Source organism: Streptomyces sp. SYP-A7185, assembly GCF_046103685.1.
Classification (GTDB): Bacteria; Actinomycetota; Actinomycetes; order Streptomycetales; family Streptomycetaceae; genus Streptomyces.
Window position 1 is genome coordinate 6,213,008 of record NZ_CP122310.1, and the last position, 23,785, is coordinate 6,236,792.

General features: G+C 70.4%; 22 protein-coding genes. 10 read left to right on the plus strand and 12 right to left on the minus strand.

The window, feature by feature from the left end; translation table 11 throughout:
• Nucleotides 1-42 precede the first annotated feature (42 nt).
• Entirely contained in the window at nt 43-483 is a 441-nt protein-coding gene (gene sodX, locus QBL25_RS27410) for a nickel-type superoxide dismutase maturation protease (RefSeq protein WP_409059624.1), read from the plus strand.
• Here sodX and QBL25_RS27415 read toward each other — a convergent pair.
• A complete protein-coding gene (locus QBL25_RS27415; protein WP_409059625.1) occupies nt 387-1,016 on the minus strand; it encodes a CGNR zinc finger domain-containing protein in 630 nt (209 codons plus the stop codon). The two genes, sodX and QBL25_RS27415, sit on opposite strands and share 97 nt — an antisense overlap.
• A gap of 103 nt (nt 1,017-1,119) precedes the next feature.
• Between QBL25_RS27415 and QBL25_RS27420 the strand changes: the two genes are divergently transcribed.
• A complete protein-coding gene (locus QBL25_RS27420) occupies nt 1,120-1,881 on the plus strand; it encodes a class I SAM-dependent methyltransferase (RefSeq protein ID WP_409059626.1) in 762 nt (253 codons plus the stop codon).
• Nucleotides 1,882-1,969: 88 nt separating this feature from the next.
• Here the strand turns inward: QBL25_RS27420 and QBL25_RS27425 are convergent, their stop codons facing one another.
• Genes QBL25_RS27425 through QBL25_RS27435 form a run of 3 tightly spaced genes read right to left on the minus strand, consistent with a single transcriptional unit; the run spans nt 1,970 to nt 4,670 of the window.
• Entirely contained in the window at nt 1,970-2,734 is a 765-nt protein-coding gene (locus tag QBL25_RS27425; protein WP_409059627.1) for an amino acid ABC transporter ATP-binding protein, read from the minus strand.
• Nucleotides 2,734-3,672 (minus strand): amino acid ABC transporter permease, encoded by a 939-nt coding sequence (locus tag QBL25_RS27430; protein ID WP_409059628.1) that lies wholly within the window; start codon nt 3,670-3,672, stop codon nt 2,734-2,736. Before QBL25_RS27430 ends, QBL25_RS27425 begins: the two co-directional genes overlap by 1 nt.
• 35 nt (nt 3,673-3,707) lie before the next feature.
• Nucleotides 3,708-4,670 carry an ABC transporter substrate-binding protein gene (locus tag QBL25_RS27435; protein WP_409059629.1) on the minus strand — a complete coding sequence of 321 codons (963 nt, stop codon included), beginning with the start codon at nt 4,668-4,670 and terminating at the stop codon, nt 3,708-3,710.
• 540 nt (nt 4,671-5,210) lie between these two features.
• On the opposite strand from QBL25_RS27435, the gene QBL25_RS27440 reads away from it, so the two are divergent.
• The 4 genes from QBL25_RS27440 (at nt 5,211) to QBL25_RS27455 (ending at nt 8,413) form a co-directional block, all read left to right on the plus strand.
• Nucleotides 5,211-6,425, plus strand: a complete 1,215-nt coding sequence (locus tag QBL25_RS27440; protein WP_409059630.1) for an NADP-dependent malic enzyme — start codon at nt 5,211-5,213, stop codon at nt 6,423-6,425.
• 167 nt (nt 6,426-6,592) lie between these two features.
• Complete coding sequence (locus tag QBL25_RS27445; RefSeq protein ID WP_409059631.1) at nt 6,593-7,555, plus strand: zinc-binding dehydrogenase; 963 nt, start codon at nt 6,593-6,595, stop codon at nt 7,553-7,555.
• Nucleotides 7,556-7,631: 76 nt separating this feature from the next.
• Complete coding sequence (locus QBL25_RS27450) at nt 7,632-7,841, plus strand: helix-turn-helix domain-containing protein (RefSeq protein WP_361833496.1); 210 nt, start codon at nt 7,632-7,634, stop codon at nt 7,839-7,841.
• Complete coding sequence (locus QBL25_RS27455; protein WP_409059632.1) at nt 7,841-8,413, plus strand: Clp protease N-terminal domain-containing protein; 573 nt, start codon at nt 7,841-7,843, stop codon at nt 8,411-8,413. Before QBL25_RS27450 ends, QBL25_RS27455 begins: the two co-directional genes overlap by 1 nt.
• 85 nt (nt 8,414-8,498) lie before the next feature.
• Here QBL25_RS27455 and QBL25_RS27460 read toward each other — a convergent pair whose 3' ends face one another.
• Nucleotides 8,499-9,602, minus strand: coding sequence for a helix-turn-helix transcriptional regulator (locus QBL25_RS27460; RefSeq protein ID WP_409059633.1), 1,104 nt, complete (start codon nt 9,600-9,602; stop codon nt 8,499-8,501).
• A gap of 1 nt (nt 9,603) precedes the next feature.
• Nucleotides 9,604-10,506, minus strand: coding sequence for a DUF4097 family beta strand repeat-containing protein (locus QBL25_RS27465; RefSeq protein ID WP_409059634.1), 903 nt, complete (start codon nt 10,504-10,506; stop codon nt 9,604-9,606).
• A gap of 138 nt (nt 10,507-10,644) precedes the next feature.
• Between QBL25_RS27465 and QBL25_RS27470 the strand changes: the two genes are divergently transcribed.
• A complete protein-coding gene (locus QBL25_RS27470; protein WP_409059635.1) occupies nt 10,645-11,484 on the plus strand; it encodes a hypothetical protein in 840 nt (279 codons plus the stop codon).
• 39 nt (nt 11,485-11,523) lie between these two features.
• Here the strand turns inward: QBL25_RS27470 and QBL25_RS27475 are convergent, their stop codons facing one another.
• From QBL25_RS27475 to QBL25_RS27495, 5 genes are all read right to left on the minus strand, one after another.
• Nucleotides 11,524-11,706 carry a DUF6104 family protein gene (locus tag QBL25_RS27475; protein ID WP_003961784.1) on the minus strand — a complete coding sequence of 61 codons (183 nt, stop codon included), beginning with the start codon at nt 11,704-11,706 and terminating at the stop codon, nt 11,524-11,526.
• A 140-nt stretch (nt 11,707-11,846) separates the two neighbouring features.
• Nucleotides 11,847-15,656 carry a multifunctional oxoglutarate decarboxylase/oxoglutarate dehydrogenase thiamine pyrophosphate-binding subunit/dihydrolipoyllysine-residue succinyltransferase subunit gene (locus QBL25_RS27480; RefSeq protein WP_409059636.1) on the minus strand — a complete coding sequence of 1,270 codons (3,810 nt, stop codon included), beginning with the start codon at nt 15,654-15,656 and terminating at the stop codon, nt 11,847-11,849.
• 260 nt (nt 15,657-15,916) lie between these two features.
• Nucleotides 15,917-17,002: an ATP-binding protein gene (locus tag QBL25_RS27485; protein WP_409059637.1), complete on the minus strand. Its 1,086-nt coding sequence runs from the start codon at nt 17,000-17,002 to the stop codon at nt 15,917-15,919.
• Between the two features lie 13 nt (nt 17,003-17,015).
• Entirely contained in the window at nt 17,016-17,756 is a 741-nt protein-coding gene (locus QBL25_RS27490) for a response regulator transcription factor (protein WP_383269477.1), read from the minus strand.
• Between the two features lie 66 nt (nt 17,757-17,822).
• A complete protein-coding gene (locus QBL25_RS27495) occupies nt 17,823-18,527 on the minus strand; it encodes a spermidine synthase (protein ID WP_409059638.1) in 705 nt (234 codons plus the stop codon).
• A 167-nt stretch (nt 18,528-18,694) separates the two neighbouring features.
• On the opposite strand from QBL25_RS27495, the gene QBL25_RS27500 reads away from it, so the two are divergent.
• Together QBL25_RS27500 and lon are read left to right on the plus strand one after the other, a co-directional pair.
• Nucleotides 18,695-19,522, plus strand: coding sequence for a rhomboid-like protein (locus QBL25_RS27500; protein ID WP_409059639.1), 828 nt, complete (start codon nt 18,695-18,697; stop codon nt 19,520-19,522).
• Between the two features lie 148 nt (nt 19,523-19,670).
• The gene (gene lon, locus QBL25_RS27505; RefSeq protein WP_409059640.1) at nt 19,671-22,100 is read left to right on the plus strand and encodes an endopeptidase La; all 2,430 of its coding nucleotides are present in this window, start codon (nt 19,671-19,673) and stop codon (nt 22,098-22,100) included.
• Between the two features lie 75 nt (nt 22,101-22,175).
• On the opposite strand, the gene QBL25_RS27510 is transcribed toward lon, so the two are convergent.
• Entirely contained in the window at nt 22,176-23,018 is an 843-nt protein-coding gene (locus QBL25_RS27510; protein ID WP_409059641.1) for a lysozyme, read from the minus strand.
• Nucleotides 23,019-23,296: 278 nt separating this feature from the next.
• Here QBL25_RS27510 and QBL25_RS27515 point away from each other — a divergent pair, with 278 nt between their 5' ends.
• Nucleotides 23,297-23,785 carry a MarR family winged helix-turn-helix transcriptional regulator gene (locus tag QBL25_RS27515; RefSeq protein ID WP_409059642.1) on the plus strand — a complete coding sequence of 163 codons (489 nt, stop codon included), beginning with the start codon at nt 23,297-23,299 and terminating at the stop codon, nt 23,783-23,785.

Sequence of the window (23,785 nt, forward strand, 5' to 3'; positions counted from 1 at the left end):
CAGACTGGGACTCGTGGAGGATAGGACCGGGGAGGTGCGGTGATGCCGGAGCTGTCGCAGGAGAGCGAAGGGAGAAGGGCCATCTTGCCGTGGGGCGCGGCCGAGGTGACCGGCCCTTCGATGGTGCCGACGCTGTTCCACGGGGACCGTCTGGTGGTGCAGTGGGGCGCACGGGTCCGAGCGGGTGACGTCGTGGTGCTCCGCCATCCGTTCCAGCAGGATCTCCTGGTCGTCAAGCGGGCCGCCGAGCGGCGCGAGGGCGGCTGGTGGGTGCTCGGGGACAACACGTTCGCGGGAGGGGACAGCACGGACTACGGCACGGTGCCCGAGGAACTCGTCCTGGGGAAGGTGTGGTTCCGCTACCGCCCGCCCCAGTTCCCCTCCGGTCAGCGCTCGCCGTTCGCCCTGCTGCGCTGGGCCGTGTCGGCCGCGCGGCCGGTGCTGGCCGACCGTTCGGTCTCCAGGCGTTTGCGGGCGCGGTAGGCGGCGACATTGGCGCGGGTCGCGCAGCGGTCCGAGCAGTAGCGTCGGGAGCGGTTCGTCGACGTGTCGAGATAGGCGTTGCGGCACGGCGCTGCCTCGCACAGGCCCAGGCGGTCCACCCCGTGCTCGGTGAGGTGGAAGGCGAGGCCCATCGCGGCGATCGCCGCGTACCCGGACGTCGCGTTCGAGGGGTGGTCCGCGAGGTGCATGTGCCACAGCGGGTTGTCGTCGTCGTCGCGGTGGTCGTGCCCCGAGATCTGCGGGCTGACCGGGAACTCCATCAGGAGTGAGTTCAGCAGGTCGACCGCGAGGGTCTCGTCCCCGCCGTCGGCCGCCTCGAAGACCGCCCGGAGCCTGGCCCGCACCGAGCGCAAGCGGGTCACGTCGGAGTCCGTGGCCCGGCGAGCCGCCTGCGCGTTGCCTCCGAACAGCTCGCGGACCGCCTCCACCGAGGTCAGCGTGTCCTTGTTGCGACCCGGCTCCTCGCTGTTGACCAGACGTACGGCGTAGTCCGAGTAATAGGCCAGTTCCACTTGTAGTCCTTACCGGGGCGGGCTATCTTCGTCAGTGCGTAAGTAACGGTTGCGCGTGCTTCTAGGGTATTACGAGAGCGTATTACGTACGGGAGGGCTTCTCATGACGGAAACGGTGTCCCAGGCCGACTGGCGCGCCTGGCAGGACAGCTGGGACCGGCAGCAGGAGTGGTATCTGCCCGACCGCGAAGAGCGGTTCAGGGTCATGCTGGACATGGTCGAGGCGGTCGTCGGCACCGAGCCGCGCGTCCTCGACCTCGCGTGCGGTACGGGGAGTATTACGGACCGGCTGCTCAAGAGGTTCCCGAACGCGGTCAGTACGGGCGTCGACCTCGACCCCGCGCTCCTCGCCATCGCCGAGGGCACCTTCGCCGGGGACGACCGCGTCACGTTCGTGACCGCCGACCTCAAGGATCCGGACTGGACCGCCCAGCTCCCGTACGACTCCTATGACGCCGTCCTGACCGCCACCGCGCTGCACTGGCTGCACAGCGAGCCCCTGACCACGCTCTACGGCCAGCTCGCGGGCCTCGTCAGGGACGGCGGCGTCTTCCTGAACGCCGACCACATGCCCGACCCCGCCACGCCCCGCCTGAACGAGGCCGACCGCGCCCAGCGGCACGCCCGGATGGATCGGGCCAAGGCCGACGGCGCCCTGGACTGGCGCGAATGGTGGGAGCTCGCGGCCAAGGACCCGGTGCTCGCCGGACCCACCGCCAAGCGGTTCGAGATCTACGGCGAGCACGCGGACGGCGACACCCCCTCGCCCGAGTGGCACGCGCGGACCCTGCGCGACGCGGGCTTCGGCGAGGCGCGCACGGTGTGGGCGTCGCCTTCGGACGCGATGGTGCTGGGCCTCAAGTAAGGCCCCGGGCACGGCAGCACGAAGGGGCGGTACGGATCCGCGATCCGTACCGCCCCTTCGTGTGTGCGCGTCACGGGACGTGCGCGCGTTACAGGACCTTCGACAGGAACGACTGCGTGCGCTCGTGCTGAGGGTTCGTCAGCACGTCGCGCGGATGGCCGGATTCGACCACCACGCCCTCGTCCATGAAGACGAGGCTGTCGCCGACCTCGCGCGCGAAGCCCATCTCGTGCGTGACGACGATCATCGTCATGCCGGACTCCGCGAGGTCGCGCATGACGTCGAGCACGTCACCCACCAGCTCCGGGTCGAGCGCGGACGTCGGCTCGTCGAAGAGCATCAGCTTCGGCTCCATCGCGAGCGCGCGGGCGATGGCCACGCGCTGCTGCTGGCCGCCCGAGAGCTGCGAGGGGTAGTTCTTCGCCTTGTCGGCCAGGCCCACGCGCTCCAGGAGCTGCCCGGCCCGTGCCTTCGCCGCCGCCTTCGACTCGCCCTTGACCTGGACCGGCGCCTCCATGACGTTCTCGAGGGCCGTCATGTGCGGGAAGAGGTTGAAGCGCTGGAAGACCATGCCGATGTCCCGGCGCTTGAGGGCGACTTCGCTGTCCTTGAGCTCGTACAGCTTGTCTCCCTTCTGCCGGTAGCCGACCAGCTCGCCGTCCACGTAGAGCCGCCCGGCGTTGATCTTCTCCAGGTGGTTGATGCAGCGCAGGAACGTCGACTTGCCGGAGCCGGACGGGCCGATGAGGCAGAAGACCTCACCCGACTTGACCTCCAGGTCGATGCCCTTGAGGACCTCGACGGGGCCGAAGGACTTGTGGACGCCCTCGGACTTCACCATGGCGGTGGTCATCAGCGCACACCTCCCGCGCGGTTGCCGAGCGACAGCATGTTGGCCTTGATCTTCTGGAAGGGGGTGTCCGGCAGGGAGCGCGACGAACCACGTGCGTAGTAGCGCTCCAGGTAGTACTGACCGACGCTGAGGATCGACGTCATGATCAGGTACCAGCAGGCGGCGAGCAGCAGGGTCTCCACCGTCGCGCCGGACGACGTGCCGATGTCCTGGGCGTACCGCAGGAGCTCGTAGTACTGGACGGCCGCGACCAGCGAGGTCGTCTTCAGCATGTTGATGACTTCGTTGCCCGTCGGCGGCACGACCACGCGCATCGCCTGCGGGAGCACGACCCGGCGCAGCGTCTTGCCGTGGCTCATGCCGAGCGCCTGGGACGCCTCGGTCTGGCCCTCGTCGACCGAGAGCAGGCCGGCGCGGCAGATCTCCGCCATGTACGCGGCCTCGTTGAGGCCGAGGCCCAGCAGCGCCGTCAGGAACGGCGTCATGAAGTCCGACCACTCGTCCTTGTAGAACGGGCCGAGGTTCACGTAGTCGAAGACGAAGCCGAGGTTGAACCAGACGAAGAGCTGGACCAGGACCGGCGTTCCCCGGAAGAACCAGATGTAGAACCAGGCGATCGACGAGGTCACCGGGTTCCGCGACATCCTCATCACGGAGAGGATGACGCCGCCGACCACGCCGATGAGCATCGACAGGGCCGTCAGGATCAACGTCTCGCGGACACCCCGCAGGATGCGGTCGTCGAAGAAGTTGTCCGGGATCGCGTTCCAGTTGATGTCGCCCTGGGAGAACGCGTAGACGATCGCGGCGAGCGCCCCGATGGCGATGACCGCGGCGACGTACCGGCCGTAGTGCCGGACGGGGATGGCCTTGATGGCCTCAGGGTGGGAGGACGGGGGTGTGTCCTCCGGACCCTTCTTGGAGATGTCGGTTGTCACGGGAGTGGCCTTTCAGCGGCGAGACGACGGTGCGGTCACTTGCCGCCGTTGATCTGGGCTTCCTTGACCGCGCCGTCCTCGACGCCCCACTTCGAGATGACCTTGTCGTACTCGCCGTTCTTGATGATCGCGTCGAGCGCGGCCTTGATCGCGTCGCGCAGCTCGGGGTTCTTCTTGGAGATCGCGATGCCGTACGGGGCGGCCTCGACCTGCTCGCCGACCAGCTCGAAGTCCTTGCCGCCGCCCGAGGTCTTCACCGCGTACGCGGCGACCGGGAAGTCGGAGGAGCCGGCGTCGGCGCCGCCGGAGCGCAGCCGGGTCTGGGCCTGCTGGTCGTTGTCGAAGGACTCGATGGCGATCTTCTTGCCGCTCTTGCACTTCTTCGACTCGGCCTTGGCCAGGTCGTGCGAGACGGTGCCGCGCTGGACGACGATCTTCTTGCCGCAGAGGTCGGCCCAGGTCTTGATGCCCTGGTCGTCGCCCTTCTTGGTGTAGATCGAGACGCCGGCCGTGAAGTAGTCGACGAAGTCGACGCCGGTGCCGATCTTCTTGCCGGTCTCCTCGTCGACGCCTTCCTGGCGGTTCTTGGTGTCGGTCATGGCCGACATCGCCAGGTCGTAGCGCTTGGAGCGCAGACCGCCGAGCAGGGTGTCGAACGTTCCGTTGTCGAACTGGAACTCCACGCCGAGCTGCTTGCCCAGGGCGTCGCCGAGGTCGGGGTCGATGCCGACCGTCTTGCCGGACTTGTCCTTGAACTCGACGGGCGGGTACGCGATGTCCGAACCGACCTTGATGACTCCGGCGTCACGGATGTCCTTGGGGAGCTTGTCGGCGAGCGGGGCGTTGCTCACCTTCTCGCCGCCCTCGTCCTTGCTCTTGGTCTGGTCACCGCAGCCGGTCAGCAGCAGCGCGCCGGCGACCGCGATCGCGCCGACCGTGGCCATCCGGGACTTCGCGGACTTACCGGCGGTGGTACGACAAATGGAGCGTGCGGTCATGAGGGTCCTCCGGCGGATGAGGGAGTTGCCGAGCGGTCGTGCACACACCTTCGGGTGTCGCGACCTCGTGTGATGACGGCATCTTGCCATTCGGACCGTCCGATTCTGGGTGCCAGAGATGTCAAAATCGGATAACGGGTGATCCCGGTACCCAGACAGGCCGGGACAACAGGGCCGTACCGCCCCGGAACGAAGTACCGCCATTTGAGATCTTCGGTGAATCCCGGATGAATCTCGCGATGTGGACCGCCGGTGGATGGTCCACGAAAAATTCGGGCATCGGCCCGTCATCCGTTCTTGTCGGACCACTACAACGGCCAGGGGCACCTCAGGTAACCAATCCCACTCGCCCATGCCGAGCGCCGTCAGGTAGAAAGGTGCGTTACACCCCTCATCCGGGGCCCAGAGCGCGTGTGCGGCGCGCTCGCGTGTCTGTACCTCCCTCCGCCGACAGGCGGGGAACAGACGCGGTGCCCGCCCACTTCTCAACCAGGAGTGGACACCCTCAACTGATGATTTAAGACTTAAGGGGTCAGACAAGTGGCAGCGGAGATCGTCAATCCTCGCAGCGACAGCACTACGGGTCACGAAGGCGCGGACGAGCCCTTCGATCCGGCGTTCGCGCTGCACCGTGGTGGCAAGATGGCCGTGCAGGCCACCGTGCCCGTGCGGGACAAGGACGACCTGTCCCTGGCGTACACGCCCGGCGTCGCGAAAGTGTGCACCGCGATCGCCGAGCAGCCGGAGCTGGTGAACGACTACACATGGAAGTCGAACGTCGTGGCCGTGGTCACCGACGGCACGGCCGTGCTCGGTCTCGGTGACATCGGTCCCGAGGCCTCCCTCCCCGTCATGGAGGGCAAGGCCATTCTGTTCAAGCAGTTCGGCGGCGTGGACGCGGTGCCGATCGCGCTCGCGACCACGGACGCGGACGAGATCGTCGAGACCGTGGTGCGGCTCGCGCCGTCCTTCGGCGGTGTGAACCTCGAGGACATCTCGGCCCCGCGCTGCTTCGAGATCGAGCGCAAGCTCCAGGAGCGGCTCGACATCCCCGTCTTCCACGACGACCAGCACGGCACGGCGGTCGTGACGCTCGCCGCGCTGCGGAACGCGGCACGGCTGACCGGGCGCACGCTCGGTGAGCTGCGCGCCGTGATCTCCGGTGCCGGTGCGGCCGGGGTCGCCATCGCCAAGTTCCTGCTCGAAGCGGGCCTGGGCGACGTGGCGGTCGCGGACCGCAAGGGCGTCGTGAGCAGGGACCGGGACGACCTCACCCCGGTCAAGCGTGAGCTCGCGGAGATCACCAACAAGGCCGGGCTCAGCGGTTCCCTCGAGAGCGCCCTCGCGGGTGCGGACGTGTTCATCGGCGTCTCGGGCGGCACCGTCCCCGAGCCCGCGGTCGCCTCCATGGCGCCGAACTCGTTCGTGTTCGCCATGGCCAACCCGAACCCCGAGGTGCACCCGGACATCGCCCACAAGTACGCGGCGGTCGTCGCGACGGGCCGTTCGGACTACCCGAACCAGATCAACAACGTGCTCGCGTTCCCCGGCATCTTCGCGGGCGCGCTCCAGGTCCGGGCCTCGCGCATCACCGAGACGATGAAGATCGCCGCGGCCGAGGCACTGGCCGGTGTGGTGGGCGACGAGCTCTCCGCCGACTACGTGATCCCCTCGCCGTTCGACGAGCGGGTCGCGCCGGCCGTGACCGCCGCCGTCGCCGCGGCGGCCCGCGCCGAGGGCGTGGCCCGACGCTGATCGCCGGTTCGCCCGACCGGGGCCCCGCCACGTGGTGGCGGGGCCCCGGTCGTTTTGGGGCGGCCGTCGGTCGCCGTCGGTCTCTGGCGGGCCCCTGACCCGGTGCGGGGTGTGTCACAGGCGCTCCCGGTTACGTACGGGTAGGGCCCGCGCCTATCGTCTGCCTCATGTTCGCCGCTTACGCCGCCCGCATCGACCGTGACCAGCCGCTCAGTGGCCTTGAGTTGGGGGAGCGTCCCGCCCCCGAGGCCCGGCCCGGCTGGTCGACCGTGAACGTCCGGGCCGCCTCCCTCAACCACCACGACCTGTGGTCCCTGCGCGGGGTCGGCCTCCCCGAGGCCAGGCTGCCGATGATCCTCGGCTGCGACGCCGCGGGGATCGACGAGGACGGCAACGAGGTCGTCCTGCACTCCGTCATCGGCCAGACCGGGTACGGGGTCGGCCCCACCGAAGGCCGCTCCATCCTGACCGAGAAGTACCAGGGGACGTTCGCCGAGCAGGTCTCCGTCCCCACCTGGAACGTGCTGCCGAAGCCGAAGGAGCTGTCGTTCGCACAGGCCGCCTGCCTGCCGACCGCGTGGCTCACCGCGTACCGCATGCTCTTCACCAACGCCGGTGTGCGCCCCGGGGATTCGGTGCTCGTCCAGGGCGCGGGCGGTGGCGTCGCGACCGCCGCGATCGTGCTCGGCAAGGCGGCGGGACTGCGGGTCTTCGCCACGAGCCGCGACGAGGCCAAGCGCAAGCGGGCCCTCGAACTGGGCGCGGTGGAGGCCGTCGAGTCCGGTGCGCGTCTTTCGCAGCGGGTGGACGCCGTCATCGAGACGGTGGGGGCGGCGACCTGGTCGCACTCCGTGAAGTCCCTCAAGCCGGGCGGCACGCTGGTGATCTCGGGTGCGACCAGCGGTGACCGGCCCTCGCACGCGGAGCTGACCCGGGTCTTCTTCCTGGAGCTGAAGATCGTCGGTTCGACGATGGGCTCCAAGGACGAACTGGAGGACCTGCTCTCCTTCTGCGCGGCCACGGGCGTGCGTCCCGTCATCGACGAGATCCTGCCGCTGGACCGGGCGCGCGAGGGCTTCGAGCGCATCGAGTCCGGCGACGTGTTCGGAAAGGTCGTCCTGGAGGTCTGATCCGGGCCGACCCCACCGTCATTCGAAGCGTCAACCATGGTTGACGCGCCTCTCATGTCAACGTAAGTTGACGTGCATGACCGAAGCTACGGATCTCGCCGAGCGTGCGGGTGACCGTGACCCACGAGTCGGACTGCGAGCCGTCTCCGCGCTGCGGAGGCTGGTGGAGCAGCTGGAGGCCGTGCAGGTGCGCAGTGCGCGCCGGCAGGGCTGGTCGTGGCAGGGGATCGCCGCGGAGCTCGGAGTGAGCAGGCAGGCCGTGCACAAGAAGTACGGGAGGCAGTGATGTTCGAGCGGTTCACGAAGGACGCCCGCGCCGTGGTCAAGGGTGCGGTGGAGCACGCCGAGAGCGAGGACGCCGCCTCCGTCGACGACGGGCACATGCTGCTCGCCCTGCTCGACCGCGAGGCGAGCCGGGCGTCCTTCGCCCTGGCCTCGCTCGGCGCCGCGCGCCGCCGGGAGTCGATCGAGGACGCCCTGGGAGAGTCGCGGCGCCGAGGCGGCCTCTCGCAGGCCGACACGGAGGCACTGGCCGGACTCGGCATCGACGTGTCCGAGATCGTCTCGCGGGTCGAAGAGGCCCACGGCGTGGGTGCGTTGGCCGGCGGCGGCAGGACCGGCCGACGGTCCGGGCGCGGCTGGACCGGCCACCGGCCCTTCACCCGCGAGGCCAAGGACACCCTGGAGAAGTCCCTGCGCATCGCCACCGCGCGCCGGGACCGGCACATCGGCGACGAGCACATCCTGTTCGCCCTGACCGTCCGCCCCGGCCCCGTCGCCGAGGTCCTCGCGGACCACGGCGTGACCCACGAGTCGGTGGAGAGGGTGCTGTACGGCGGAGGCGCCGCCCAGCAGTGACCACCGAGCGGCCGAGCACCCGTGACCGCCGAGCGGCCGAGCACGAATGACCCCGAGCGGCCGCCCTCCCGGGCGGCCGCTCCCGTCACGCCTTCGGGGTGCGCAGGGTCGCGGCGATGTGGGCCGCCGCCGACGAGAGGTGACGGCGGGCGTCGCGCAGTTGCTCCTCCGTCACGCCGTGGTCCCGGGCCGCGTCACGGATGTCGTCCCGGAAGCGGTCCAACAGGCGGTCCAGGTCACGCGCCGGATGGCCGGTGGTGTCCTCCTGGGCCCACTGAGGGACGTACTCCGCGGGAACCCCGTCCTCCGGGGCCGCCGTGAACTTGGGCTCCTCGGCGGCCGGCCGTGAGCCCTTGCGGCCGAAGTCCTTGCCGAAGTCCTTGCCCAGGTCCTTGCCGAAGTCGCCGAACTCCTTGGCCAGCTCGGTGAGGCCCTCGCGGACGCCCGTCGGCCAGTCGCCCCGGGTGAAGTGGTCCTGCACCTGGTCCTGGACGCGCCGCGCGATGCGCTGCACCTCCTCCTGGACCTGGGCGCGCGCGGTGTCCTGCGCGTCCTGTGCCTGGCGGCGGGCGCGCTGGGCCTCCTCGCGCGCCCTGCGGGTCTCGTCCTTCGCCCGCCGGGCCTGCTCCTTCCACTCCTGCCGCGCGCGCTTGAACTCCTCCTTGGCCTGGCGCCAGCCCTCCTTGTCGCCCCAGGAGCCGTCGAAGAAGTCCGCGGGGTCGGGGAAGGGCTTCCCGGTGCCGGTGCCGGTGCCGGAGCCGTTGCCCGTGCCGCTCTTGCCCTCGGGCGTGCCGCCGGACGCGCGCGCCTCCTTGGCGGCCTCCCGCATCTCCCGGCGGAGCTCGCCGGCCGCACCCCGCACGCCGTCCCGGATCTCCGCGGCGAGCTCGGCGACGGAATCGCGGATCTCCAGCTCCAGGTCGGCCAGCTCACCGCTGCGGTCGGCCAGTTCGGCGCGGCCCGCGTCCGTGATGGCGTACACCTTGCGGCCGCCCTCCGTGGTGTGCGTGACCAGGCCTTCGGCCTCCAGCTTCGCCAGGCGCGGGTAGACCGTGCCGGCCGAGGGTGCGTACAGCCCCTGGAAGCGCTCCTCCAGGAGGCGGATCACCTCGTACCCGTGGCGTGGTGCCTCGTCGAGGAGCTTCAGCAGATACAGGCGCAGTCGGCCGTGGGCGAACACGGGGGCCATCTCAGAGCACCTTCTTGTCGGTCGGGGCGATGCCGTCGGTCGGGGGAGTGTCCTGGGGCGAGGCGGCCGGCGGGGCCTGGGGTGACGGCTCGTCCTCCGTCGGCGGCCTGCGCAGCAGCGCGATGGACCCGGAGACCGTCGTCGCCTTGAGCTTCCCGCTGCCCGAACCCAGGCGGCCGGTGATCTTCTTCGCTCCCCACTGGCCGCTGACCCGCAGATCCTCGAAGGCGTTCGACACGGCGCCGCTCGTGGTGTTCGCCTCGACGTCCGCGTCCGTCGGGTGGGGCAGCCGGATGGCTATCTCGCCCGAGACGCTCGTCAGACCGATGTCGGCCGGGGTGCCCGCGGGGTCGAGGTCCACGACCATCGAGCCGCTCACCGAATCGGCCCGAACGGAGGAGCCCGCGCCCTCGAAGACGGTCAGGTCGCCGGAGACGGAGTTGAACCGGAGGTCGCCGGTGATGCCCTGGGCCTCCAGGCTGCCCGAGACCGTGTCGGCGCGGACCCGGCCCGACAGGCCCACGAGGGTGGTGTCCCCCGTGACGCCCTTGACCTCGGTGCTCCCCTCGATCCCCGAGACCACGGCCACCGCCCCGACCACGCCCACCTCGACGCGGGTGCCCGCGGGCACGGCCAGGGAGACCACCGCGCTGCGGCGCCAGCCCTTGCGGTCCAGCCACTTGAGGAAGCCCTTCCAGGGCAGGTCGTCATAGGCGACGGTCAGCGTGCCGTCCTCCTGCGTGACGGTCAGGGGCGGGCCCTCCATCTCGGAGACCTCAAGGCGGGCGGAAACTTCGTCGGTGCCCACGACGTTCACCGTTCCGTTGACGACGCGCACACGGAGGGTCTTCACGGGGGCGTCGAACGTGAGCTTCTGGGGCTCGGCGACGGACCACTCTGACATCGGGCTGACCTCCTCGGGCGAGCTGAACGACAACGCGCCATATCGCGTCTCTCAACACACGATATATCGCGGTCACGGAAAGTCAAGACACCTTCGCTTCTCTGCGCCAAAAATGGTGATTTGACCTAGCGTGGGGCCATGTCGTCCGAAGCTTTCGAGCAGGCCTCCGCCGGTGCGCTGCTGCTCTGCCGGGCCGAACCCGACGTGGTCGAGCCCGCCGCCCGCCTGTTGCGCGAACAGATGCTGCTCGCTCCCGCGGGGCACGACTGGAGCGTGCTCGTGCCCGAGGGCAAGCCCTGGGCGCACGGCGACGAACCGGTGGACCGCGTGCTCACCGGCTGGGCCACCGCGCTCGCCGTCGGTGCGCCCTGGCCCGTGCTCGCCCTGTGGTGGGACGCGGACCGCTCCGGCTGCACGCTCGCCGCGGGCTTCCGGCGCACGGTCGAGTACGTGTGGCTGGCGAACGGCACCCCCGTGGGCGAGGACGAGGCCCTGCGGACCTTCGCCGCGCGGCTCGGGCTCGACCCCGTCCTGGACCTTCAGGCCCTGGAGGCCCTGGGACGCCCCGACACGGACTCCGACGCCCGGACCCGCCTCCTGGGTCTCCTGGCCGTCCTGGGGCGCGCCGGAGTGGCTCTCCCGGCCGGTCTGAGCCCCGGCGAACCCGCGGACCGGCTGCGCGAGGTGGCCCGCGTGGCGCCGGGGGCGCGGGAAGTCGAATGGCACGGGTGGCGGGACGCCGTGCGGGCGGAACTCGACGTGGTCGAGCGGGGGCCCCTCGGACCGTGGCTGCGAGGACCCCGGGCCCGCGCGCTGGCCGTGGCGCAGATGGCCGCGGGACTGCCGCTCACCGCATGGGCGCTGCGGCGCCGCAGCGGGGGCTGGGCCACGGCAGGGGCGCTCCTGTTGGTGCAGGGCTCCCTGGGCCTGGCCTACGACAGAGTGCGGGCGGCCGACGCGGCGGCAGTACAGGCCTGAGAGGGCCGACGCGGCGTCCCCACACGCCTGAGAAGCTCCCTACTCGTCCTCGTCCTCGTCGTCCAGACGCGCCAGCCACGTGGCGAGGCGCTCCACCGGGACCTCGAAGTCCGGGTTGAGGTCCACGAAGGTGCGGAGCTGCTCGGCGAGCCACTCGAAGGTGACTTCCTCCTCGCCGCGCCGCTTCTCCAGCTCCTCGATGCCACGGTCGGTGAAGTACAAGACAGGCTCCGCGATGGGACGGGCGGCCGGAGGGCCGACGTGCTCTGGGACGGACGTTCAGGATAAGCCGGTACGCCGGTGGGCCCGGCCCCGGGTGACAAGCACTCGGGACCGGGCCCACCGGCGTACGGACTACTGGCTTACGCCTCGAAGACCTCGCGCAGCAGCTGCTCCTGCTCCTGCTCGTGGCGCTTCTTCGAGCCGACCGCCGGGGACGAGCCGTGCGGCCGCGAGATGCGGCGCAGGCGCTCGCCGTGCGGGATGTCCGCGCCGACCGCCAGGTCCAGGTGGTCGATGAGGTTGAGGGCGATGAAGGGCCACGCGCCCTGGTTCGCCGGCTCCTCCTGCGCCCACAGGTACTTCTCGGCGTTCGGGTACTTCGCGATCTCCGCCTGGAGCTCGGCACCCGGCAGCGGGTACAGACGCTCGATGCGGATGATCGCGGTGTCGGTGACCTCGCGCTTCTTTCGCTCGGCCTCCAGGTCGTAGTACAGCTTGCCGGCGCAGAAGACGACCTTGCGGACCGCCGACGCCTCGACCGACTCGTCGCCGATGACCGGACGGAAGCCGCCCGTCGTGAACTCCTCCGTCTTCGAGGCCGCCGCCTTGAGGCGCAGCATCGACTTCGGGGTGAAGACCACCAGCGGCTTGTGGTGCGGGTTGTGCACCTGCCACCGCAGGAGGTGGAAGTAGTTCGACGGAAGGGTCGGCATCGCGACCGTCATGTTGTTCTGCGCGCACAGCTGGAGGAAGCGCTCGATGCGGGCGGACGAGTGGTCCGGTCCCTGGCCCTCGTAGCCGTGGGGGAGCAGCAGCGTGACGCCGGAGTGCTGGTTCCACTTCTGCTCGGCGGCCGAGATGTACTCGTCCACCACCGTCTGCGCGCCGTTGACGAAGTCACCGAACTGCGCTTCCCACATGACCAGCGACTCGGGACGGGCCAGCGAGTAGCCGTACTCGAAGCCCATCACCGCGTACTCGGAGAGCAGCGAGTCGTAGACGTTGTAGCGGGCCTGGTCCTCGGAGAGGTACTGGAGCGGCGTGAAGTCCTCGCCCGTCTCGCGGTCGATGAGGACCGCGTGGCGCTGGCCGAACGTGCCGCGGCGCGAGTCCTGGCCCGAGAGCCGGACCGGGGTGCCTTCGAGGAGCAGCGAGCCGATGGCGAGGGTCTCGCCCATGCCCCAGTCGATCGTGCCTTCCTCGACCATCGACGCGCGGCGCTGGAGCTGCGGCAGCAGACGCGGGTGGACGGTGACCCGGTCGGGGATGTTGACCTGGGACTCGGCGATCCGCTTGACGACTTCCTGGGTGATCGCCGTGTCGACGTTCACCGGGAACTCGGCCTGCGGGGCCGGGACCTCGGCCTCGGCGGGCTGCGAGATGGCCTCGCGGACCTCCGTGAAGACCTTCTCCAGCTGCCCCTGGAAGTCCTGGAGGGCCTGCTCGGCCTCTTCCAGGGTGATGTCGCCGCGACCGATGAGGGACTCGGTGTAGAGCTTGCGCACCGAGCGCTTCTTGTCGATCAGGTCGTACATCAGGGGCTGCGTGAACGCCGGGTTGTCCGACTCGTTGTGACCGCGGCGGCGGTAGCAGATGAGGTCGATCACGACGTCCTTATTGAACGCCTGACGGAACTCGAACGCGAGCCGCGCGATGCGGACGACGGCCTCGGGGTCGTCGCCGTTCACGTGGAAGATCGGCGCCTCGATCATGCGGGCCACGTCCGTGGCGTACATGGAGGAGCGCGACGACTCCGGGGCGGCGGTGAAGCCGACCTGGTTGTTGATGACGATGTGGACCGTGCCGCCCGTGCGGTAACCGCGCAGCTGCGACATGTTGAGCGTCTCGGCGACCACACCCTGGCCCGCGAAGGCCGCGTCACCGTGCAGGGCGACGGGCAGGACCGTGAAGTCCGTGCCGCCCTTGTTGATGATGTCCTGCTTGGCGCGGGTGATGCCCTCGATGACCGGGTCGACCGTCTCCAGGTGGGAGGGGTTCGCGGCGAGCGAGACCTTGATCTGCTCGCCGTCCAGGCCGGTGAAGGTGCCCTCGGCGCCCAGGTGGTACTTCACGTCGCCGGAGCCGTGCATGGACTTGGGGTCCATGTTGCCCTCGAACTCGCGGAAGATCTGGGCGTACGACTTGCCCACGATGTTCGCGAGGACGTTCAGACGGCCGCGGTGGGCCATGCCGATGACGACCTCGTCCAGGCGCGACTCGGCGGCGCTGTCGATGACGGCGTCCAGCAGCGGGATGACGGACTCGCCGCCCTCCAGGGAGAAGCGCTTCTGGCCGACGTACTTCGTCTGGAGGAACGTCTCGAAGGCCTCGGCGGCGTTCAGCCTGCGCAGGATGCGCAGCTGCTCCTCGCGCTCGGGCTTCGTGGCGTGGGTGCGCTCGATGCGGTCCTGGAGCCACTTGCGCTGCTTCGGGTCCTGGATGTGCATGAACTCGATGCCGGTGGTGCGGCAGTACGAGTCGCGCAGGACGCCGAGGACGTCGCGCAGCTTCATCATCGACTTGCCGGCGAAGCCGCCGACCGCGAACTCCCGCTCCAGGTCCCACAGGGTGAGGCCGTGCTCGGTGATGTCCAGGTCGGGGTGCTTGCGCTGCTTGTACTCCAGCGGGTCCGTGTCGGCCATGACGTGGCCGCGGACACGGTAGGAGTGGATCAGCTCGAAGACGCGGGCGGCCTTCGTGACGTCGTCGTCGTGCGAGGCGTCGATGTCCTTGAGCCAGCGGACCGGCTCGTACGGAATGCGCAGCGCCTTGAAGATCTCGTCGTAGAAGTCGTTCTCGCCGAGCAGCAGGTTCGCGACGATCCGCAGGAACTCGCCCGAGGCGGCGCCCTGGATGACCCGGTGGTCGTAGGTCGACGTGAGCGTCATGACCTTCGAGATGCCGAGCTTGTTCAGGGTGTCCTGGGAGGTGCCCTGGAACTCCGCGGGGTAGTCCATCGAGCCGACGCCCATGATGACCGACTGTCCGGGCATCAGGCGGGGGACCGAGTGGACCGTGCCGAGGCCGCCGGGGTTGGTCAGCGAGACCGTGACACCGGTGAAGTCGTCCATGCCGAGCTTGCCGTCGCGGGCGCGCCGGACGATGTCCTCGTAGGCCTGCCAGAACTCGAAGAAGTTCAGCGTCTCGGCCTTCTTGATGCCCGCGACGACCAGCTGGCGGTCGCCGTTCGGCTTCACGAGGTCGATGGCGAGGCCGAAGTTGATGTGCTCCGGCTTGACCAGCGTCGGCTTGCCGTCCTTCTGCACGAAGGAGTAGTTCATCGACGGCATGGCCTTGATGGCCTGCACCATCGCGTACCCGATGAGGTGCGTGAAGGAGATCTTCCCGCCGCGGGCGCGCTTGAGGTGGTTGTTGATGACGATGCGGTTGTCGAAGAGCAGCTTCACCGGGACGGCGCGGACCGACGTGGCCGTCGGGACCTCCACCGAGGCGTTCATGTTCTTCGCGACCGCGGCGGCGGGGCCGCGCAGCGTCACGTACTCGGGCCCGGCCGGGGCCTCCTCGGCAGGGGCCGCGGGCTCCGCCTTGGCGGCGGGCTTCGCGGCGGCCGGCTTGGCGGCGGGGGCGGGAGCGGCTGCCGCGGGCTTCGCAGCCGGGGCTGCGGGCGCGGCGGGTGCTGCGGGAGCCGCGGGGGCGGCAGGCGCGGCCGCGGGTGCGGCGGGAGCTGCGGGGGACGTGGTGTCCGCAGCCCCCGCGGCTGCGTCACCCGCCGGCTTGGCCGGGGCGGCGGCCGGTGACGCGGCTGCTCCCGGCTTGTAGTCGGCGAAGAAGTCCCACCAGGCTCGGTCGACCGAATTCGGGTCCTGGAGGTACTGCTGATAGATCTCGTCGACGAGCCACTCGTTGGGACCGAAGGCAGCAGCAGGGTCCTTGCCCTGACCGTCTTGGTCGGTCGAGATGCTCGAGCTACTGGGGGACTGTGACGACACGGCGGTAACCGCCCTCTTCCGCTTCACAAGGTGATGGACAGCGGGAATTAAGGCTACGCCTCCATTGCCGCCAGGTGCAGACCGGCCCCGTCATCCGTCGCGTAAGTCACATTGGAGGGATGGTTTCGGCGGCTCGAATGGCGGGAAACAAGCGAGGTTCCGGAACGCAGGATTGCCGCGCGGGCCCTGCCCAGCGCGGCGGCGTCACCCGGGCGCGTAACCGGATGCGCCCGCGAATCGCTTCCTTTTCGAACCCTACGTCAACTTCGCACTTCGGGCAGGCCCGGAAGGGTGACCTGGATGCGGCAGCCACGAGGGGATTCGGCCACTCCGATGTGCCCGCCGTGCAGATCGACCGCCCAGCGCGCGATGGCGAGGCCGAGACCGGTGCCGCCGTCGCTGCCGGGTCCCTGGGGCGGGCTGTTCGTGTGGCTGCCGCGGTTGAAGCGCTCGAAGACGCGGTGCCACTCCGACTCCGGGATGCCGGGGCCCTCGTCCAGGACCTCCAGGTCCAGGGACTCGGGGTAGAGGCCGCGCCGGGCGCGCACGGTGACGCGGCCGTGCGGCGGGCTGTGCTTGACCGCGTTGTCGATGAGGTTGGCCACCACCTGGTGCAGGCGCTCGGCGTCCGCGTGCGCGGTCAGCTCGGGCGGCGTCACGTCCAGGTGCAGGTGCACGTCCGTACGGGTGTGGCTGCCGGAGCCCGAGGCCATGCCCGCGCGCGCGGAGGCCACCATGTTGGCCTCCTTCAGGACGCCCGACAGGTAGGGCCACACCTCGAAGCGGCGGGCCCGCAGCGGGACGACGCCGTTGTCCAGGCGGGAGAGGTCGAGCAGGGTCTCCACGAGGCGCCCGAGCCGCTCCGTCTGCTTCAGGGCCGTACGCATGGTCTCCGGGTCGGCGGCGGAGACTCCGTCGACGACGTTCTCCAGGACCGCGCGCAGCCCCGCGATGGGGGTGCGCAGCTCGTGCGAGACGTTGGCGACCAGCTCCTTGCGCTGCTGGTCCTGGGCCTCCAGGTCGTCCGCCATGCGGTTGATCGTGGTGGCCACGTCGCCCAGCTCGTCGCGGCGGTCCGCGCCGCGCACCCGGCGCGTGTAGTCGCCGTGCGAGACGGCGCGCGCCACGGAGTTCATCTCGTCCAGGGGCGCGGTGAGGCTGTGGGCCACGAACTGCGTGATCAGCAGCGTGGCGATCACCGAGAAGACGGTGATGAAGCGCAGCTCCGTCTCCGTCTTCATCGCCACCATCAGCAGACCCGTGGTGATGAAGACCGAGACGACCACGAGGGTGCCGAGCTTGGTCTTGATGGAGAACGGCCGCAGCCCGCCGAAGGGACCGGTCATGGGAGGGCCCACCTCACGGGGTCGGGGTCTCCAGGGCATAGCCCACGCCGTGCACCGTGCGGATCCGCTCGGCACCGATCTTCCGGCGCAGCGCCTTGATGTGGCTGTCGACGGTCCGGGTGCCCGACGCGTCCGCCCAGTCCCACACCTCGGCGAGCAGCTGCTCGCGCGAGAGGACGGCGCGCGGCGTGTTGGCCAGGCAGACCAGGAGGTCGAACTCCGTCGGTGTGAGGTGGACGTCCTCGCTGCGGACCCTGACCCGCCGCTGGGCGTGGTCGATCTCCAGCTCGCCCAGCCGCAGGATGCCGCTGCGCGGGGTGGTCGCGGCCAGCGCGGCCCGCTCGACCCTGCGCAGCAGGACGTGCACGCGGGCGGCCAGCTCCCGCATGGAGAACGGCTTGGTCATGTAGTCGTCGGCGCCGACGCCGAGCCCGACCAGCATGTCCGTCTCGTCGTCGCGCGCCGTCAGCATGAGGACCGGCACGGGCCGCTGGGCCTGCACCCGGCGGCACACTTCGAGCCCGTCGAAGCCCGGCAGCATGATGTCCAGGATCAGCAGATCGGGCTGCCAAGCCTGCGCGGTGTCGACGGCCGATGGGCCGTCCACCGCCGTTTGCACTACGAAACCCTCGGCACGTAGCCGGGCGGCGATGGCGTCGACGATCGTCGGGTCGTCCTCGACCACCAGAACCCGGCGCTGGGCGCCTGGCATCGCCGCCGTCGCGCCGTTGTGGGAGGTGTGTGTCTGCTCCATCGCCCCGCCCCTGACACTGATCGCTTGTGTTCGGTCAGCAGGGTACGGGTCGCGAAGGCACCTCGGCTACGCAGCCCTTACGCCGAGGTGCACCACGTCGGGTACGCCTCGGGCAACGGGCATCTCTTCCGTCCGTACCGACTGGAATCCGGCATTCCGTAGAGCGAAGTCGAAAGTGGACGAGGGCTGGGCCGACCACACGGCCAGCACGCCACCCGGGTTCAGACGGGCCCGGCAGGCCGCCAGACCGGCGGCGGAATAGAGGGAGTTGTTGTCCTCGGTGACGGTCCAGTCCGGTCCGTTGTCGATGTCCAGACAGAGCGCGTCGTACGTCCTCGGGGCGCCGCGCGGGACGTCGGTGCCCCGCAGATGGGCCACGAGGTCTGTGTGCAGGATCTCCGTGCGCGGGTCGGCGAGCGCGGCGCCCGAGATCCCGGCCAGCGGGGCGTCCGCCCCCGCGCGGTGCCAGTCGATGACGGCCTGCTCGCGCTCCACGACCGTGATGCGGCCCCAGCGCCGGTCGGCGGCCGCGTGGGCGAGGGAGAAGCCGACGCCCAGGCCGCCGATGAGCACGGTGGGCTCACGGGGGTCCGTCAGCGCGTCGTACGCCGCGTCGACGAGCAGCCGCTCCGAGCGGCCGTCCGAAGTGTCCATCAGGAAACAGCCGTTGGCGATGATCTGAAGCAGCGCACCGTGGCGCCGCAGTACGACTTCGCCGTACGGCCCCTCACGCCGGTCGATGACGACGGGGGCGGTGGTGTGGGTGTGCATGGCGGTCAGCGTAGGGGCCCGGTATCGGGGAAGGCTCGGGATATTCGGCGACGCGGACGCGGTGGAGGCCCGTGGGGTTGATGTGATTCGCGTCTCACGTGGCGCCGGTCATAGACAGCGCCGGAAAAATCATCAAAGGGTGGACGGGACGGAAGGAGCGCCACACCGTGAACCGGAGTGCGCCGGCTGCCCCCACGGCACCCGGGGAGCCCGAGGGCCCCAAGGAGCCCGAGGACCCCGAGGACCCCGCGGTCATCGCCCCGCCCGGCCTCGACGGCATCCCCCGTCAGCGGGACCACGCATGCGAGCCGGCCGTCCCGGCGGCCGCTTCCGGGACGAGCGCGCCGTCCGCGCCCGCCGGCGGCGCTCTGCGCCCGCGCCTTCCGCACCTCCGCAGGCTGCTGCCGACCCCCACCGGGACGCCTTTCACGTTCGGGTACGCGGCGGTCCTCGCCCTGACGTCTCTCCTGACCTCGTACGCGGACCCGTCCCTGATCGCGGAGCTGCACCGGCACTCCAGCACGGACGTCGCGCACCTGGCCCAGCAGCCGTTGCTCGTCCTGGTGGCCAGCGCCCTGTGGATCGCCGGGGGCATCGCGTCGCCGTACGCGATCGGCTTCCTGCTGGTCCTCACGGCCCTGGAGCGCCGCATAGGCGCGCTGCGCACGGCGGGCGTCTTCCTGCTCGGCCATGTCGTGGCCACCCTCGCCACCGAGGTCCCGGTGGGCCTCTCGGTCCTCGCGGGCCATCTGCCGGACAGTTCCCTGCACCGCCTCGACTACGGCATCAGCTTCGGCGTCGCGGCGAGCGTCGGCGCGCTGGCCGGGCTGTTCCGGCCGTGGCTGCGGTGGCTGGTGCTCGCGGGCTTCGGCGGCATGCTGATCGACGACCTGATCGCGTTCACGGACCCGATGACGAACTGGGGCCACCTCCTCGCCCTCGCACTCGGCATCGCCACCTGGCCGCTGGTACGCCGCCGACGCCTGCCCGCCTGACCGGAACCGCCCTCCACACCCCCCTTCGTGACCGTGCGTTCCGGCATGCGCCGAAGTGATCGCTCAGAGCGAACATCCCCCGGGGAACATTCATGGACTCACGAGCATTGAGTCCACATAGCTCAACTTGAATGCCGAAGGGGAGATCATGTCTGCTGAGTCCGCTGAGCCGAAGGCGTCCACGCCGCTCACCCTGCCCGTGCTGCCGCTCGACGACGAGGTCGTCCTGCCCGGCATGGTGGTTCCGTTCGACCTGTCCGACGCCGACGTACGAGCAGCGGTGGAGGCGGCCCAGGCGGCCGCCCGCTCCAACGGGAGCAGCAAGCCGCAGGTCCTTCTTGTTCCGCGCATCGACGGGAGGTACGCCGCGACCGGCGTCCTCGGCACCGTCGAGCAGGTCGGGCGGCTTTCCGACGGCGACCCCGGCGCCCTCATCCGCGGCCGCAGCCGTGTGCGCATCGGTGCCGGCACGACCGGGCCCGGTGCCGCGCTCTGGGTGGAGGGCGTCAAGGTCGACGAGACCGTGCCCGACCCGCTGCCCGGTGCCGTCACCGAACTGGTCAAGGAGTACAAGGCCCTCGCCACCAGCTGGCTGAAGAAGCGCGGGGCCTGGCAGGTCGTCGACCGCGTCACGCAGATCGACGACGTCTCCGCCCTTGCCGACAACTCCGGATACTCCCCCTTCCTCTCCACCCAGCAGAAGATCGAGCTCCTGGAGACCGACGACCCGGCCGCCCGCCTGAAGCTCGCCACCCAGCAGCTGCGCGAGCACCTCGCCGAGCAGGACGTCGCCGAGTCCATCGCCAAGGACGTCCAGGAGGGCGTCGACAAGCAGCAGCGCGAGTTCCTGCTGCGCCGCCAGCTCGACGCGGTGCGCAAGGAGCTGCGCGAGCTCAACGGCGACAGCAAGGACACGGCCGAGGAGTCCGACGACTACCGCACCCGCGTCGAGGCCGCCGACCTCCCCGAGCACGTCCGCGAGGCCGCCCTCAAGGAGGTCGACAAGCTGGAGCGCTCCAGCGACCAGTCGCCCGAGGGCTCCTGGATCAGGACCTGGCTGGACACCGTCCTCGAACTGCCCTGGAACGACCGCACCGAGGACGCGTACGACATCAAGGGCGCCCAGCGCGTCCTCGACGCCGAGCACGCGGGCCTGGAGGACGTGAAGGAGCGCATCACCGAGTACCTCGCCGTGCGCAAGCGGCGCAGCGACCGCGGCCTCGGGGTCGTGGGCGGCCGTCGCGGCGGCGCCGTCCTCGCGCTCGTGGGCCCGCCCGGTGTCGGCAAGACCTCCCTCGGCGAGTCCGTGGCGCACGCCATGGGCCGCAAGTTCGTGCGGGTCGCGCTCGGCGGCGTACGCGACGAGGCCGAGATCCGCGGCCACCGCCGTACGTACGTCGGCGCGCTGCCCGGCCGGATCGTGCGGGCCATCAAGGAGGCCGGGTCCATGAACCCGGTCGTGCTCCTCGACGAGATCGACAAGGTGGGCTCCGACTTCCGGGGCGACCCGGCCGCCGCCCTCCTCGAAGTCCTCGACCCGGCGCAGAACCACACCTTCCGCGACCACTACCTGGAGGTCGAGCTCGACCTGAGCGACGTGGTGTTCCTGGCCACGGCGAACGTCCTCGAAGCCATCCCCGAGGCGCTGCTCGACCGCATGGAGCTGGTCAGGCTCGACGGCTACACCGAGGACGAGAAGGTCGTCATCGCCCGCGACCACCTCCTCCCGCGCCAGCTGGAGCGCGCGGGCCTCCAGACGGACGAGGTGACCCTGGCCGAGAGCGCGCTGCGCAAGCTCGCGGGGGAGTACACCCGGGAAGCGGGCGTACGGAACCTGGAGCGGTCCGTGGCGCGGCTGCTCCGCAAGGTCGCGGCCCAGCACGAACTGGGCGAGCGGGAGCTGCCCTTCACCGTCGGCGAGGACGACCTGCGCGGTCTCATCGGGCGCCCGCACCACGTGCCCGAGTCGGCGCAGGACCCGGCCGAGCGGCGCACGGCGGTGCCGGGCGTGGCCACCGGGCTCGCGGTCACCGGAGCGGGAGGTGACGTCCTGTTCGTCGAGGCGTCGCTGGCCGACCCGGAGACCGGCGCCGCGGGACTGACCCTGACCGGTCAGCTCGGCGACGTGATGAAGGAGTCCGCGCAGATCGCGCTCTCCTTCCTGCGCTCACGCGGCGCCGAACTGGAACTGCCCGTCGCCGACCTGAAGGAGCGCGGCGTGCACATCCACTTCCCGGCGGGCGCGGTCCCCAAGGACGGGCCGAGCGCGGGCGTCACCATGACGACCGCCCTGGCGTCGCTGCTCAGCGGCCGGCTCGTCCGCACGGACGTGGCCATGACCGGTGAGGTCTCGCTGACCGGGCGCGTCCTGCCGATCGGCGGTGTCAAGCAGAAGCTGCTCGCCGCGCACCGCGCCGGGATCACCACGGTGATCATCCCCAAGCGCAACGAGGCCGATCTGGACGACGTCCCGGCGGAGATCCTGGAGAAGCTGGACGTCCACCCGGTGACGGACGTGCGCCAGGTGCTCGAACTGGCCCTGACGGAGGCCGAGGTGAGGGTTCCGGCCGCCGCGTGACGGAGGAGGCCGGCGCGTGCAGGCCCGGGGCCCCGCGAGGGGTCCCGGGCCCACGTGTGCGTGGCCGAGGGGCGCTCAGCCGTTGGCGAGCGCCTGTACCCGGTCCAGGGCGCCGTTGAACTTGTTGTGGTCCCCGACCGTGGGGCCGGTCGAGGTGTACTGCCACATCGTGTGGACGCCCCAGCCGGCCGGCAGCTCGCCCGGCGAGGTGTTGTAGCGGGCGATCCAGAGCGGGTTGTTGGCGGCGAAGCCCCCGTAGTTGCCGGTGCACTGCTTCCACCAGCTGGTGGCCGTGTAGATCACCGCGTCGCGCCCGGTGCGCGCCTTGTACTGGTTCAGGAAGTCACGGATCCAGGTGACCATCCCGGACTGGGACTTGCCGAAGCAGGCCGCCCCGTACGGGTTCCACTCGATGTCGAGCGCGCCCGGCAGCGTCTTGCCGTCCCGCGACCAGCCGCCGCCGTTGTCCACGAAGTAGTTGGCCTGGGCGGCGCCGCTCGTCGTGTCGGGCGTGGCGAAGTGGTAGGCGCCGCGGATCATGCCGACGTTGTACGAGCCGTTGTACTGCTGGGCGAAGTAGGGGTTCTTGTAGTACGTCCCCTCGGTGGCCTTCACGTAGGACCACTTCACGCCGCTGTTCCAGAGCGTGGACCAGGCGACGTTGCCCTGATGGCTGCTGACGTCCACGCCTTCGGTCTGTACTGCGTCGCCGCCGGGGGGCAGACTGCCCTGCCCGTCGTGCTCGATGACGCCCTGGCCCATGCGGGCCGAGCCGCGGGCCGGGGTGTCGTCGCCGTCGGCGGCCTGTGCGGCGCCCGGCAGGGTGAGGAGGAGGGAGAGCGCGGAGAGGACTGAGAGCAGGATTCCTGCCGCCGACCGGCGGGAGCGGCGGGGCGTTCCGGGTCTGTGCACGGGCATGGGCGTGCCTCCGTGGGCCTCGGTGAGCTCGTCGGAGCTCGTGGGGGGACCTCGCGACATGCTCCTGGTGTGAACATGTCATGTACGACGCTACGCACGTAGACCCGCGGCTGGGAAGGGGATCCGGTGTCTGCCGTTGGTCTACTCCTGCGGCGGTGTCCCGGGCATGGCCGCCGGGGGCGTTACGAAATACTGGGCGAGCTGCGGCGATGGGCCGACGCGGATGTCTGCCGCCGTGCGGGGCGGAAAACTTCTCTGATCCGGAAAGAAAGCGTGCCATGGGTGCTGAAGTGCACGAGGGCGAGAACGACGGTGGAGTCGACGTGAACAGGGGGGTCGATCGTGAGTTCCTCTCCCTGGAGCGGGAGTTGACGCTCCTCCTGCGCCGGGCGCGTGCCTCGTCCGGCGAGATGGCACGCCAGGTCCACCCCGACCTGGAGCCCGCCGCGTACGGACTGCTGGTCTGCCTCGACGACTCGGGCCCGCAGCGCGCCACGGATCTCGCCGCGTTCATCGGCGTCGGCAAGGCGACCATGAGCCGTCAGCTGCGGGCCCTGGAGGAGCTGGGGCTCGTCGCGCGCGAACCCGACCCCGCCGACGGGCGCGCGTGGCTCGTCCACCTCACCACCGAGGGCCGGACGCGCTTCCGTACGGTGCGGGCCGCGCGGCGCGAGCGGTACGTGCGGCAGCTGGCCGGCTGGGACCGGCACGAGGTGGCGGAGCTGGCCCGTCTGCTGCGGCAGCTGAACACGTCCGCGGAGTCCTGA